This is a genomic window from Mesorhizobium sp. M0563 (genome assembly GCF_040321065.1).
Lineage (GTDB): Bacteria > Pseudomonadota > Alphaproteobacteria > Rhizobiales > Rhizobiaceae > Mesorhizobium.
In genome coordinates this window covers 1-14,829 of the sequence record NZ_JAMYQV010000029.1, presented here as the reverse complement: position 1 = coordinate 14,829, position 14,829 = coordinate 1, and the positions used below count along the sequence as shown (strand labels likewise).

Below are 14,829 nucleotides of genomic sequence, written 5' to 3'. Positions count from 1 at the left end.
CAGGAAACGGGTTTTCTCCCGTTTCTGGCCCACCGCCAATTGGTGGTGGGTGAAAAGACAAGAAGCCGCCGACAGGCGGCGGGCAACAAGACAGGGCCGCCTGAGGTGGCCCGAGATGCAAGGCGAGCCGCGGCGAGGCTCGTCCCGAGAATTGAGCTAAGGAGCGACGATGGCCCAGACCCAGACTTTCAATGGCCGCAGACGCGTACGCAAGTTTTTCGGAAAGATCCCGGAAGTTGCGGAGATGCCGAACCTGATCGAGGTTCAGAAGGCATCCTATGACCAGTTCCTGATGGTGGAGGAGCCCAAGGGTGGGCGTCCTGACGAGGGGCTGCAGGCAGTTTTCAAGTCGGTCTTCCCGATTTCCGATTTTTCCGGCTCCTCGATGCTGGAATTCGTGAAGTACGAGTTCGAAGGACCCAAATTCGACGTTGACGAATGCCGCCAGCGCGACCTGACCTATGCGGCGCCGCTCAAGGTGACGCTGCGCCTCATCGTGTTCGATATCGACGAGGATACCGGCGCGAAGTCGATCAAGGACATCAAGGAGCAGGACGTCTACATGGGCGACATGCCGCTCATGACCTTGAACGGCACCTTCATCGTCAACGGCACCGAGCGCGTCATCGTCTCGCAGATGCACCGTTCGCCGGGCGTCTTTTTCGACCATGACAAGGGCAAGTCGCACTCGTCCGGCAAGCTGTTGTTTGCCGCGCGCGTCATTCCCTATCGCGGCTCGTGGCTCGACATCGAGTTCGATAGCAAGGACGTCGTGCACGCCCGTATCGACCGCCGCCGCAAGATTCCGGTAACGTCGCTGCTGATGGCGCTCGGCATGGACGGCGAAGAGATCCTGTCGACCTTCTACAACAAGATCACCTACAAGCGCGCCGGCGACCATTGGCGCATTCCCTTCAACGTCGAGCGTTTCCGCGGCCTCAAGGCCGTTGGTGACCTGGTTGACGCCGACACCGGCGAGGTCGTCGTCGAGGCCGGCAAGAAGATCACTGCCCGCCAGGCCAGGGCGCTTGGCGAAAAAGGTCTCAAGGCGATCAAGGCGACCGACGAGGATCTGCTCGGCAACTACCTTGCCGAGGACATCGTCAACTATGGCACCGGCGAGATTTTCCTCGAAGCCGGCGACGAGATCGATGAAAAGACGCTGAAAGTGCTTCTCGGCACCGGCGATGACGAGATCAAGGTTCTCGACATCGATCACGTCAATGTCGGCGCCTATATCCGCAACACGCTCAACGTCGACAAAAACGAGAGCCGCCAGGACGCGCTGTTCGACATCTACCGCGTCATGCGCCCCGGCGAGCCGCCGACGCTCGAGACCGCCGAAGCCATGTTCAACTCGCTGTTCTTCGACAGCGAGCGCTATGATCTTTCGGCCGTCGGCCGCGTCAAGATGAACATGCGCCTCGAGCTCAAGGCCGAGGATACCGTGCGCGTGCTGCGCAAGGACGACATCCTGGCCGTGGTCAAGACGCTGGTCGAACTGCGCGACGGCAAGGGCGAGATCGACGACATCGACAATCTCGGCAACCGCCGCGTGCGCTCGGTCGGCGAGCTGATGGAGAACCAGTACCGCGTCGGCCTGCTGCGCATGGAGCGCGCGATCAAGGAACGTATGTCCTCGATCGAGATCGACACGGTGATGCCGCAGGACCTGATCAACGCCAAGCCGGCGGCTGCCGCCGTGCGCGAGTTCTTCGGTTCCTCGCAGCTGTCGCAGTTCATGGATCAGACCAACCCGCTGTCGGAGATCACCCACAAGCGCCGCCTGTCGGCGCTTGGACCGGGCGGCCTGACCCGCGAGCGTGCCGGGTTCGAGGTGCGCGACGTGCACCCAACGCATTACGGCCGCATCTGCCCGATCGAGACGCCGGAAGGCCCGAATATCGGCCTGATCAACTCGCTTGCGACCTTCGCGCGTGTCAACAAATACGGCTTCATCGAGAGCCCGTACCGCAAGATCGTCAACGGCAAGCTGACCAATGAGGTCGTCTACCTGTCGGCTATGGAAGAGGCCAAGCACCACGTCGCGCAGGCCAATGCCGAGCTCGACAAGAATGGTCATTTCGTCGACGAATTCGTCATTTGCCGTAACGCCGGCGAAGTGATGATGGCGCCGCGCGAAAACGTCGATCTGATGGACGTGTCGCCGAAGCAGATGGTGTCGGTGGCCGCGGCCCTGATTCCGTTCCTTGAGAACGACGACGCCAACCGCGCGCTGATGGGCTCGAACATGCAGCGTCAGGCCGTGCCGCTGGTGCGCGCCGAAGCGCCGTTCGTCGGCACCGGCATGGAGCCGATCGTCGCCCGTGACTCGGGCGCCGCCATCGGCGCCCGCCGCGGCGGCATCGTCGACCAGGTGGACGCGACGCGTATCGTCATCCGCGCCACGGAAGATCTCGATCCTGGCAAGTCCGGCGTCGATATCTACCGGCTGATGAAGTTCCAGCGTTCGAACCAGAACACCTGCATCAACCAGCGTCCGCTGGTGCGCATGGGCGACCGGGTCAACAAGGGCGACATCATCGCCGACGGCCCGTCGACCGAGCTCGGTGATCTGGCCCTCGGCCGCAACGTGCTGGTCGCGTTCATGCCGTGGAATGGCTACAACTACGAGGATTCCATCCTCTTGTCCGAGCGCATCGTCGCCGACGACGTCTTCACCTCGATCCACATCGAGGAGTTCGAAGTCATGGCCCGCGACACCAAGCTCGGGCCGGAGGAGATCACGCGCGATATCCCGAACGTCTCGGAAGAAGCGCTGAAGAACCTCGATGAGGCCGGCATCGTCTACATTGGTGCGGAAGTGCAGCCGGGCGACATCCTGGTCGGCAAGATCACGCCGAAGGGCGAAAGCCCGATGACGCCGGAAGAAAAGCTGCTGCGCGCCATCTTCGGTGAAAAGGCCTCGGACGTGCGCGATACCTCCATGCGCATGCCTCCGGGAACCTTCGGCACCGTCGTCGAAGTGCGCGTCTTCAACCGCCACGGTGTCGAGAAGGACGAGCGCGCCATGGCGATCGAGCGCGAGGAGATCGAACGCCTCGCCAAGGACCGCGACGACGAGCAGGCAATCCTCGACCGTAACGTCTATTCGCGCCTTTCCGACGTTCTCGTCGGCAAGGAGGCGATTGCCGGGCCGAAGGGCTTCAAGAAGGGCTCGAAGCTGTCGAAGGACACGCTCGACGAGTATCCGCGTTCGCAGTGGTGGCAGTTTGCCGTGGAGAACGAAAAGCTCCAGAGCGAACTGGAAGCCCTGCGTGGCCAGTACGACGATTCCAAGAAGGCGCTCGAGCAGCGCTTCATGGACAAGGTCGAGAAGGTGCAGCGCGGCGACGAGATGCCTCCGGGCGTCATGAAGATGGTCAAGGTCTTCGTGGCCGTGAAGCGCAAGATGCAGCCCGGCGACAAGATGGCCGGCCGGCACGGCAACAAGGGTGTCGTGTCGCGGATCGTTCCGGTCGAGGACATGCCTTTCCTCGAGGACGGCACGCATGCCGACATCGTGCTCAACCCGCTGGGTGTGCCGAGCCGCATGAATGTCGGCCAGATCCTGGAAACGCATCTGGGCTGGGCTTGCGCCGGAATGGGCAAGAAGATCGGCGATCTGATCGATGCGTACAAGACGGCGGGCGACATCAAGCCGCTGCGCAAGACGCTTGAGAGCTTCATGCCGGCCAATGACCGCAACGAGCCGGTCCGCGAATATGACGACGAGAGCATCGTTCGCCTCAGCGAGCAGATGCGCCGCGGCGTCTCCATCGCGACACCGGTGTTCGACGGCGCGCACGAGGCCGACATCAACATCATGCTGGAGCAGGCGGGCCTGCACACCAGCGGTCAGTCGCAGCTCTATGACGGACGCACCGGCGAACCGTTCGATCGCAAAGTGACGATGGGCTACATATATATGCTCAAGCTTCACCACCTTGTGGACGACAAGATCCACGCGCGTTCGATCGGGCCGTACTCGCTCGTTACCCAGCAGCCGCTGGGCGGCAAGGCGCAGTTCGGTGGCCAGCGCTTTGGCGAGATGGAGGTCTGGGCGCTTGAAGCGTACGGCGCCGCCTACACGCTGCAGGAGATGCTGACGGTGAAGTCGGATGACGTCGCCGGCCGCACCAAGGTCTACGAGGCGATCGTCAGAGGCGACGACACATTCGAGGCCGGCATCCCCGAGAGCTTCAACGTTCTCGTTAAGGAAATGCGGTCTCTCGGCCTCAATGTCGAGTTGGAGAACACCAAGCTCGACGACAACCCGATCCGGCTGCCCGACGCGGCCGAGTAAGCAAGACGTCCGGCCGCGGCCTTCCCGCGACCGGACGCACCAAATTCTCGGCCGATGGCCGATCAAGTCGGCGGGCGTTTGGCCCGCGCTAGATGCAAGGGGTTTTCGAGGACCCCGAAAAGGAGAACGGCATGAACCAAGAGGTCATGAATCTCTTCAACCCCCAGGCGCCTGCGCAGGTGTTCGATTCCATCCGGATCTCGCTTGCCAGCCCTGAGAAGATTCTGTCCTGGTCATTCGGCGAGATCAAGAAGCCGGAGACCATCAACTACCGCACCTTCAAGCCGGAGCGTGACGGCCTGTTCTGCGCGCGCATTTTTGGTCCGATCAAGGACTATGAGTGCCTCTGCGGCAAGTACAAGCGCATGAAGTACAAGGGCGTCATCTGCGAGAAGTGCGGCGTCGAAGTCACGCTGTCGCGCGTCCGCCGCGAGCGCATGGGCCATATCGAGCTGGCGGCACCGGTCGCCCACATCTGGTTCCTGAAGTCGCTGCCGTCGCGCATCGGCACGCTGCTCGACATGACCCTGAAGGACATCGAGCGGGTCCTTTACTTCGAGAACTACATCGTCACCGAACCCGGCCTCACCGCGCTGAAGGAGCACCAGCTGCTCAGCGAGGAAGAGTACATGATGGCCGTCGACGAATATGGCGAGGATAGTTTCACCGCCATGATCGGCGCCGAGGCGATCCACGACCTGCTGGCCGGCATGGACCTCGAGAAGATCGCCGGCGATCTGCGTTCGGAACTGGCTTCGACCACCTCCTAGCTCAAGCAGAAGAAGTATCTGAAGCGTCTCAAGGTCGTCGAGAACTTCATGGAATCCGGCAACCGTCCGGAATGGATGATCATGAAGGTGGTTCCGGTGATCCCGCCGGATCTGCGTCCGCTTGTCCCGCTGGACGGCGGCCGTTTCGCTACGTCGGATCTGAACGACCTCTACCGCCGCGTCATCAACCGCAACAACCGCTTGAAGCGGCTGATCGAGCTGCGCGCGCCCGGCATCATCGTGCGCAATGAAAAGCGCATGCTGCAGGAAGCCGTCGATGCGCTGTTCGACAATGGCCGCCGCGGCCGCGTCATCACCGGCGCCAACAAGCGTCCGCTGAAGTCGCTGTCCGACATGTTGAAGGGCAAGCAGGGCCGGTTCCGCCAGAACCTGCTCGGCAAGCGCGTCGACTATTCCGGCCGCTCGGTCATCGTCACCGGTCCCGAGCTCAAGCTGCACCAGTGCGGCCTGCCGAAGAAGATGGCGCTCGAGCTGTTTAAGCCCTTCATCTACGCCCGTCTCGACGCCAAGGGTTACTCCTCGACCGTCAAGCAGGCGAAGAAGCTGGTCGAAAAGGAGCGTCCGGAGGTCTGGGATATCCTCGACGAGGTCATCCGCGAGCATCCGGTGCTGTTGAACCGCGCGCCGACGCTGCACCGCCTCGGCATCCAGGCGTTCGAGCCGATCCTGATCGAAGGCAAGGCGATCCAGCTTCACCCGCTGGTCTGCACGGCCTTCAACGCCGACTTCGACGGCGACCAGATGGCGGTCCACGTGCCGCTGTCACTGGAAGCGCAGCTCGAGGCTCGCGTGCTGATGATGTCGACCAACAACATCCTGCACCCGGCTTCCGGCGCGCCGATCATCGTCCCGTCGCAGGACATGGTTCTCGGTCTCTACTATCTGTCGATCGTCAACCAGAACGAGCCGGGCGAGGGCATGGTGTTTGCCGATATGGGCGAGCTCCAGCATGCGCTCGAGACCAAGGCGGTAACGCTGCATTCCAAGATCAAGGGGCGCTTCCGCACGGTCGACGCCGACGGTAAGGTCGTATCGAAGATCCACGACACCACGCCTGGCCGCATGATCATCGGCGAGCTGCTGCCGAAGAACGTCAACGTGCCCTACGAGACCGCCAACCAGGAGATGACCAAGAAGAACATCTCCAAGATGATCGACACCGTCTACCGCCATTGCGGTCAGAAGGAGACGGTCATTTTCTGCGATCGCATCATGGCTCTCGGCTTCAGCCACGCCTGCCGTGCCGGCATTTCGTTCGGCAAGGACGACATGCTGATCCCGGATGCCAAGATCAAGCTGGTGTCCGACACCGAGGCTTTGGCCAAGGAATACGAGCAGCAGTACAATGACGGCCTGATCACCCAGGGCGAGAAGTACAACAAGGTCGTCGACGCCTGGGCCAAGTGCTCGGAAAAGGTCGCCGACGAAATGATGGCCCGCATCAAGGCGGTCGAGTTCGAGGACAACGGCCGTCAGAAGCCGATGAACTCGATCTACATGATGTCGCACTCCGGTGCGCGCGGCTCGCCCACCCAGATGCGCCAGCTCGCCGGCATGCGCGGCCTGATGGCCAAGCCTAGCGGTGAAATCATTGAGACGCCGATCATCTCGAACTTCAAGGAAGGCCTGACCGTGCTCGAGTACTTCAACTCGACCCACGGCGCCCGCAAGGGTCTGGCCGACACCGCCTTGAAGACGGCGAACTCGGGTTACCTGACGCGTCGTCTTGTCGACGTGGCGCAGGACTGCATCGTCAACTCGCTCGACTGCGGCACCGACAAGGGCCTCACCATGCAGCCGATCGTCGATGCCGGTCAGGTCGTCGCTTCGGTTGGTCAGCGCGTTCTCGGCCGCACCTCGCTCGACGATATCACTCACCCGGTCACCGGCGAGGTTCTGGTCAAGGCCGGAACGCTGATGGACGAGCGTGACGTGGAACTGATCGAAAAGGCCGGTGTGCAGTCTGTCCGCATCCGTTCGGCGCTAACCTGCGAGGTCAGGGTCGGCGTTTGCGCGGTCTGTTACGGACGCGATCTGGCCCGCGGCACGCCTGTCAACCAGGGCGAGGCTGTCGGCGTCATCGCGGCGCAGTCGATTGGCGAGCCGGGCACCCAGCTCACCATGCGTACCTTCCACATGGGCGGCACGGCGCAGGTGGTGGATTCCTCGTTCCTTGAAGCCTCGTACGAGGGCAAGGTCGAGATCCGCAACCGCAACGTGGTGCGCAACTCCGACGGCCAGCTGATGGTCATGGGTCGCAACATGGCGGTGCTGATCCTCGACGAGGCCGGCAAGGAACGCGCCACGCACCGCGTCACCTACGGTTCGCGCATCTTCGTCGACGATGGCGACAAGGTGAAGCGCGGCCAGCGTATTGCCGAGTGGGATCCCTATACCCGCCCGGTCCTCACCGAAATCGAGGGCAGGGTGGCGTTCGAAGATCTGGTCGATGGCATTTCCGTTCAGGAAACCGCCGACGAATCGACCGGCATCACCAAGCGCGAGGTCATCGACTGGCGTTCGACGCCACGCGGCAACGACCTCAAGCCGGCGATCGTCGTCCAGGATGCCAAGGGCAAGGTCGGCAAGCTGTCGAAGGGTGGCGACGCCCGCTTCCTGCTCTCGGTCGAGGCCATTCTTTCGGTCGAGCCCGGCGCACAGGTTCGCCCCGGCGACGTGCTGGCGCGTATTCCGATGGAAAGCGCCAAGACCAAGGACATCACCGGCGGTCTGCCGCGTGTGGCCGAACTGTTCGAGGCACGCCGTCCGAAGGATCACGCCATCATCGCCGAGATCGATGGCACGATCCGCTTCGGTCGCGACTACAAGAACAAGCGCCGCATCATCATCGAGCCGCATGACTCGACGCTTGAGCCGGTCGAATACCTGATCCCGAAGGGCAAGCCGTTCCATCTCCAGGACGGCGACGTCATCGAGAAGGGCGACTATATCCTCGACGGCAATCCGGCGCCGCACGACATCCTGGCGATCAAGGGCGTGGAGGCGCTTGCCTCCTACCTCGTCAACGAGATCCAGGAGGTCTACCGCCTGCAGGGCGTGTCGATCAACGACAAGCACATCGAGGTGATCGTTCGCCAGATGCTGCAGAAGGTCGAGATCACCACGCAGGGCGATTCGACCTACATTCCGGGCGACCACGTCGACGTGATCGAACTGGAAGAGGTCAACGAGCGCCTGGTCGAGGAGGGCAAGAAGCCGGCCGAAGGCCAGCCGGTGCTGCTGGGCATCACCAAGGCCTCGCTGCAGACGCCGTCCTTCATCTCCGCCGCCTCCTTCCAGGAGACGACGAGGGTGCTGACCGAAGCTGCGGTTGCCGGCAAGACCGACATGCTGCAGGGGCTGAAGGAAAACGTCATCGTCGGCCGGCTCATCCCGGCCGGCACCGGCGGCACGATGAGCCAGATCCGGCGCATCGCCACCTCGCGCGACGAGTTGATCATCGACGAGCGCCGCAAGGCGTCCGGCGTCGAGGTCGCCGAGCCGATGCTGACCGACATGGTTACCGCCGCGCAGTAAGCGCGCAAGTAAGAGAAGATAGAAAAGGGGCCCAAGTGGCCCCTTTTCGCATTGTGGTTCCCCAATCGGATCGGAGGACAACGGATGAGCAGGAGGATCTGGGCTTCTGTCGACGGCTACATTGTCGAGGTTCTTTTCGAGGCGGATCCCGCCCTCGATGCGGTTCTGGCGGCCAACCATGACCACGGCCTGCCGGCGATCGATGTTTCGCCGGCACAGGGCAAGCTGCTGTCACTTCTTGCGCGAATGCAGGGAGCGAAGAAGGTACTCGAAATCGGCACGTTGGGCGGTTATTCGACAATCTGGATGGCGCGAGCGTTGCCCGTGGACGGCAAGGTCGTGACGCTCGAACTTGATCCGCACCACGCCAGTGTCGCGCGGTCGAACTTTGAACGGGCAGGGGTGTCGGACCGTGTGGAACTGCGGGTCGGACCGGCGCTTCAATCGCTTGCGGCGTTAGGCGCCGAGAATGCCGGGCCGTTCGACTTCATCTTCATCGACGCCGACAAGCCGAACAATCCGCACTATCTGTCCTGGGCCATGCGTCTTTCGAGGCCGGGGACTGTCATCGTCTGCGACAATGTCATCCGTGACGGCGCTGTGGTGAATGAAGATGGTCGCGACGCCAATGTCGAAGGGGCACGCGCGGCGTTCTCGTTCATCGGCAGCGACAAGCGTCTGGAAGGTACCGCGATCCAGACTGTTGGCGCCAAGGGCTATGACGGCTTTGCAATAGCGATCGTCAGTTGAAGCTGCCACCGGCGGCTGGCTTTTTAAGGAATCGGCAATTGAACGAGGCGACCATCTGGGAATTGATCAACACTGGCCGAGATCGTATGAGCTTTGGGCAGCGAAGGCTTTGGGACCTGATCAAGATCGATCCGGAAGAATGGCTGCATCACTCTCCTGCTGGGAGTGATCATCGCATCTGGGTCGTAGCGTTGATCGGCCGGAGCGTGATTTCTTACAATGACATTGAAGGTGGTTTCGGCCGCTCAAATTTCATTCGATATGGAGAAATCACCGAGCTTGGCTGGGGGCAGGCCGATCTCGAGGTGGCGGTTCAACATGTCATGAGCGAACTTGAACAAGGACACCGGACGGCTCCCGTTGCTTCTGCGCCTCGTCCGGGAGAATTCCTGGACCGCAAGCCAAGATGATCCGGAACATTCAAGGTCGCTCTACCGGGGTCAGTGTCAGTCAAAAAAAGCTTCGACCACATTGCGCTTGCCGAGCATGAAGGCGTCGGCGACGTGCTGGAGCGGCGCGAGGTCGACGTCGGAAACGCCGGCGCGCACGATCTCGGCGAAGCGCTTGTAGAGCATCGGATATTCGGCTTCCGGCTCCTCGTGAACGACGCGGCCATCGATGGCGAGCTTTGAGCCGCCGCCAGAAAGCACCATCGATCCGGCCTCGGTATCGGCCAGGATGTCCCAGCTTTGCGGCCCGGTCTGGCGCCAGTCGAGTTCCATCGTCACCGGCAGACCGTTCGAAGTACGGAAGACGATATGGGCGGCGATCGGGGCCGCGCGGTTTTCGGGGAAATCGAGTTCTGCCGAACTGATGAACATCGGTGGCAGGATGTGGGTGGCGATCGACAGCGCGTTGATGCCGGGATCGAAGACGCCAAAGCCGCCGGGAGCCCAGATCCATTCCTGATTCGGATGCCAGCGGCGCACGTCTTCCTTCCAGTTGATGGCGGCCGACCTGATCGTAGTCGAGCTGAGGAATGTACGCGCTGCTTCGACGGCCGGCGCATAGCGCGAGTGCCAGCTGGCGAACAGGCAGACGCCGTTCGCCACCGCCAGCGCTTTCAAATCCTCGACCTCGCTGACCGTGGCGCCGGGCGGTTTTTCCAGGAAGACATGCTTTTTCGCCGCCAGCGCCGTGCGCGCGGCGTCGTAGCGAAACTGCGGCGGCATGCATAGCGACACCGCCTCGAGTTCGGGCGTTGCGTCGAGCATCGCCTCGATCGTCGGGAAGTTCGGGATGTCCTCCACTTTGCCATGGCGGCTGGCTGCGGCAACCAGGCGATAACCCTGGTCCTTCGCCAGCGCCGGCAGATGCTGGTCGCGGACGATCTTTCCCACGCCGACGATGCCGAGCTTGATGGGATTAGAAGACATGGGAGCTCCGCAGGTTGAGTGTGCTTGGTTTTGCCAGAGGTCGTTTCTTAGCAGAGAAGTTGTGGCGGGCAAGTCGCCGGGCTTTTGTCGCCGGCTCGTGAGATCGACCGCGATTCAGATCTCTTCAGATCGGCACATCGAACGTCACGATCGACACTTCGCCTTCGAGCGCGCCCTGATAGGCGGACAGATGCGGTTCCTCGTCGGGCACGCCGTCCATGTCGCCGATCTGGTCGAGCTCGGCCTCGGCATAGCCTTCGGCGGCAAGCGATTCGAGAGCACGGCGCACCGCAGAATCGTCGTCCGGCGCGACCAGCATCAGATGCACGCCTTCCGGCTTACCGCCTTTGCGCTTCCACACCCGGCCGGTAATAATGGTGACCGGGCGCTCCTCATTGTCATTCACGGGTTTGTACCTCCGGGCGAGGGGGTTTGGGCTGTTCATGCCGCCTTTTCGCACGAAGCACGGCCTGGAAACAGGCGCAAGCCGGTCACTTTCTGCCTTCCTCTTGAAAAACGGCGCAAGAAAATTACATGCATTTTTCGCATGGCTGCCACGCCTCGGTTTCAGCGCAATATTTGCCGCTCCGGGGTTGACGGACAGTGGCCATACGAGTAGAAGCCGCCCAGTCAGAACCGATGTGAGGCTCTTGCTTCCGAAGCGACACGCTTTGGAGTTTGCCTCAAACAGGGTTCGTTTTACGAGCGAAAAGACATTTCCGGCGTGCATGAAGCGGCTTCCGCTTCCTCTGCCATTTGTTCGGGCAAGACCGCGAGGCGCGGTTTGTGGCCCGAATTTGCGTATGGAAATGACGCTTTGAGCGGCCCTGACCGGGCGAGACACGGAATTGAGAGACAAGAGGGTTTAATGCCTACCGTCAACCAGCTGATCCGCAAGCCGCGCATTGCGCCGGTGAAGCGCAACAAGGTCCCGGCCATGCAGCAGAACCCGCAGAAGCGGGGCGTCTGCACGCGCGTCTACACCACGACGCCGAAGAAGCCGAACTCGGCGCTGCGCAAGGTGGCCAAGATCCGCCTGACCAATGGTTTTGAAGTGATCGGTTACATCCCCGGCGAAGGCCACAACCTTCAGGAGCACTCGGTGGTGATGATCCGCGGCGGTCGCGTCAAGGATCTTCCGGGCGTCCGTTACCACATCATCCGCGGCGTGCTCGACACGCAAGGCGTGAAGAACCGCAAGCAACGCCGTTCGAAATACGGCGCCAAGCGTCCGAAGTGACCGAAGCGTAGCCAAGGTCGTTCCGGGCGGCGTCAAGCGACGATCCGGGATCCAGGCCACCGCGTAGAATTGAGGCAGAGAAAAAATGTCCCGTCGTCACAGTGCAGAAAAGCGTGAGATCAATCCGGACCCGAAGTTCGGCGATCTGATCGTCACCAAGTTCATGAACGCCGTCATGTATGACGGCAAGAAGTCGGTTGCCGAGACCATCGTCTACGGCGCGCTCGACCAGGTCCAGTCCAAGACCAAGCAGGAACCGGTCACCGTCTTCCATCAGGCGCTCGACAATGTCGCGCCGCATGTGGAAGTGCGTTCGCGCCGCGTCGGCGGCGCCACCTACCAGGTTCCGGTCGACGTGCGCCCCGAGCGCCGTCAGGCATTGGCCATCCGTTGGCTGATCGCCGCCGCCCGCAACCGCAACGAGACCACTATGGTCGACCGCCTCTCCGGCGAGCTGATGGACGCGGCCAACAACCGCGGCACCGCCGTCAAGAAGCGTGAAGATACCCACAAGATGGCAGAAGCCAACCGCGCTTTCGCGCACTACCGCTGGTAAAGCGCGAACGAGACTGAAGAGGCACCTCCCATGGCCCGCGAATATAAAATCGAAGACTACCGCAATTTCGGTATCATGGCGCATATCGACGCCGGCAAGACGACGACCACCGAGCGCGTCCTCTATTACACGGGCAAGTCGCACAAGATCGGCGAAGTCCATGACGGCGCTGCGACCATGGATTGGATGGAGCAGGAGCAGGAGCGCGGCATCACCATCACGTCGGCCGCCACCACGACCTTCTGGAAGGGTCGAGACGGCAAGATGCATCGCTTCAACATCATCGACACCCCCGGCCACGTCGACTTCACCATCGAGGTCGAACGTTCGCTGCGCGTGCTCGACGGCGCCATCGCGCTGCTCGATGCCAATGCCGGTGTCGAGCCGCAGACGGAGACCGTCTGGCGCCAGGCTGACAAGTACCGCGTGCCGCGCATGATCTTCTGCAACAAGATGGACAAGATCGGCGCCGACTTCTACCGCTCGGTCGAGATGATCGGTTCGCGCCTCGGTGCGCATGCCGTCGTCATGCAGCTGCCGATCGGCGCCGAGACCGAGTTCAAGGGTGTCGTCGACCTCGTTGAGATGAACGCGCTGGTCTGGCGCGACGAGACGCTGGGCGCTGCCTGGGACATCGTCGAGATCCCTGCCGACCTCAAGGCTCGTGCCGAAGAGTACCGCGAGAAGATGATCGAGGCCGCCGTCGAAATGGACGAAACGGCGCTCGAGAATTACCTCGAAGGCAAGATGCCGAGCAATGACGAGATCCGTGCGCTCATCCGCAAGGGCACGATCGCGGTGAAGTTCTATCCGATGTTCTGTGGCTCGGCCTTCAAGAACAAGGGCGTGCAGCCGCTGCTCGACGCCGTCGTCGAATATCTGCCGTCGCCGGCCGATGTCCCGGCCATCAAGGGCGTCGACGCCAAGACCGACGCCGAGATCGAGCGTCATGCCGACGACAACGAGCCGCTGTCGATGCTCGCCTTCAAGATCATGAACGACCCGTTCGTCGGTTCGCTCACCTTTGCCCGCATCTATTCGGGCAAGCTCACCAAGGGCATCTCGGTCGACAACACCGTGAAGGGCAAGAAAGAGCGCATCGGCCGCATGCTGCAGATGCATGCGAATTCGCGCGCCGACGTCGAAGAGGCTTTTGCCGGCGACATCGTCGCCCTCGCTGGTCTCAAGGACACCACCACCGGCGACACGCTCAGTGATCCGCTGCATCCGGTCATCCTCGAGCGCATGGAATTCCCCGATCCGGTCATCCAGATCGCCATCGAGCCGAAGACCAAGAACGACCAAGAAAAGATGGGCCTCGCCCTTCACCGCCTGGCCGCCGAGGATCCGTCCTTCCGCGTCAAGACCGACGAGGAAAGCGGCCAGACGATCATCTCCGGCATGGGCGAGCTTCACCTCGACATCATCGTCGACCGCATGCGTCGCGAGTTCAAGGTCGAGGCCAATGTCGGCGCGCCGCAGGTGGCCTATCGCGAGACGATCACTCGCAAGCACGAGCAGGACTACACGCACAAGAAGCAGACCGGCGGTACCGGCCAGTTCGCCCGCGTCAAGATCCTGTTCGAGCCGAATCCGGAAAGCAGCGAATTCGAGTTCGAAACCAAGATCGTCGGCGGCGCTGTGCCGAAGGAATACATCCCCGGTGTCGAAAAGGGCATCAACAGCGTCATGACCTCGGGCCCGTTCGCCGGGTTCCCGATGATCGGCGTCAAGGCGACGCTGATCGATGGTGCCTACCACGACGTGGACTCTTCGGTTCTGGCCTTCGAAATCGCCGGCCGCGCCTGCTTCCGTGAAGCAGCGCCGAAGTTGGGCGTGCAGTTGCTCGAGCCGATCATGAAGGTCGAAGTGGTGACGCCGGAAGATTACGTCGGCAGCGTCATTGGCGACCTGAACGGCCGTCGCGGACAGATCCAGGGCCAGGAAGCCCGTGGCGTCGCGGTGGTCATCAACGCGATGGTGCCGCTCGCCAACATGTTTAAATACGTGGACAACCTTCGCTCGATGAGCCAGGGCCGCGCGGCCTACACGATGCAGTTCGACCATTACGAACCGGTCCCGACCGCGGTCGCCCAGGAAGTCCAGAAGAAATACGCGTAACTCGAAACGAGTTGCACCAGTAACTTAATTCAAGGCCCGCACGGGCTGGCAGGAATGGAGAGATCACATGGCAAAAGGTAAATTCGAGCGCACTAAGCCTCATGTGAACATTGGCACGATTGGTCACGTCGACCACGGCAAGACGTCGCTGA

General features: G+C 61.9%; 8 protein-coding genes and 2 pseudogenes. 8 read left to right on the top strand and 2 right to left on the bottom strand.

Features of this window, described 5'->3' with window-relative positions:
* The first annotated feature begins 169 nt into the window (after positions 1-169).
* The 4 genes and pseudogenes from rpoB to NKI50_RS27485 all read left to right on the top strand — a co-directional run bounded on the left by rpoB (position 170) and on the right by NKI50_RS27485 (position 9,794).
* Positions 170-4,306 (top strand): DNA-directed RNA polymerase subunit beta, encoded by a 4,137-nt coding sequence (gene rpoB, locus NKI50_RS27500; protein ID WP_352496503.1) that lies wholly within the window; start codon positions 170-172, stop codon positions 4,304-4,306.
* Between the two features lie 131 nt (positions 4,307-4,437).
* Positions 4,438-8,634 (top strand): annotated as a pseudogene (rpoC, locus tag NKI50_RS27495) (DNA-directed RNA polymerase subunit beta').
* Positions 8,635-8,718: 84 nt separating this feature from the next.
* Positions 8,719-9,384: an O-methyltransferase gene (locus tag NKI50_RS27490; protein ID WP_352643659.1), complete on the top strand. Its 666-nt coding sequence runs from the start codon at positions 8,719-8,721 to the stop codon at positions 9,382-9,384.
* A gap of 38 nt (positions 9,385-9,422) precedes the next feature.
* Positions 9,423-9,794 carry a hypothetical protein gene (locus NKI50_RS27485; RefSeq protein ID WP_023721673.1) on the top strand — a complete coding sequence of 124 codons (372 nt, stop codon included), beginning with the start codon at positions 9,423-9,425 and terminating at the stop codon, positions 9,792-9,794.
* A gap of 36 nt (positions 9,795-9,830) precedes the next feature.
* Here the strand turns inward: NKI50_RS27485 and NKI50_RS27480 are convergent, their stop codons facing one another.
* Positions 9,831-10,760 carry a Gfo/Idh/MocA family protein gene (locus NKI50_RS27480; RefSeq protein ID WP_352587583.1) on the bottom strand — a complete coding sequence of 310 codons (930 nt, stop codon included), beginning with the start codon at positions 10,758-10,760 and terminating at the stop codon, positions 9,831-9,833.
* 124 nt (positions 10,761-10,884) lie between these two features.
* Complete coding sequence (locus tag NKI50_RS27475; protein ID WP_352643661.1) at positions 10,885-11,166, bottom strand: transcriptional regulator; 282 nt, start codon at positions 11,164-11,166, stop codon at positions 10,885-10,887.
* 462 nt (positions 11,167-11,628) lie between these two features.
* Between NKI50_RS27475 and rpsL the strand changes: the two genes are divergently transcribed.
* The 4 genes and pseudogenes from rpsL to NKI50_RS27455 form a co-directional block, all read left to right on the top strand.
* A complete protein-coding gene (gene rpsL / locus NKI50_RS27470) occupies positions 11,629-12,000 on the top strand; it encodes a 30S ribosomal protein S12 (RefSeq protein WP_006333356.1) in 372 nt (123 codons plus the stop codon).
* Between the two features lie 85 nt (positions 12,001-12,085).
* On the top strand, positions 12,086-12,556 hold the full coding sequence (rpsG, locus tag NKI50_RS27465; protein WP_008875664.1) for a 30S ribosomal protein S7: 471 nt from the start codon (positions 12,086-12,088) through the stop codon (positions 12,554-12,556).
* A gap of 30 nt (positions 12,557-12,586) precedes the next feature.
* The gene (fusA, locus tag NKI50_RS27460; protein WP_023680448.1) at positions 12,587-14,677 is read left to right on the top strand and encodes an elongation factor G; all 2,091 of its coding nucleotides are present in this window, start codon (positions 12,587-12,589) and stop codon (positions 14,675-14,677) included.
* Between the two features lie 67 nt (positions 14,678-14,744).
* Positions 14,745-14,829, top strand: a pseudogene (locus NKI50_RS27455) (GTP-binding protein); the annotation flags it as partial.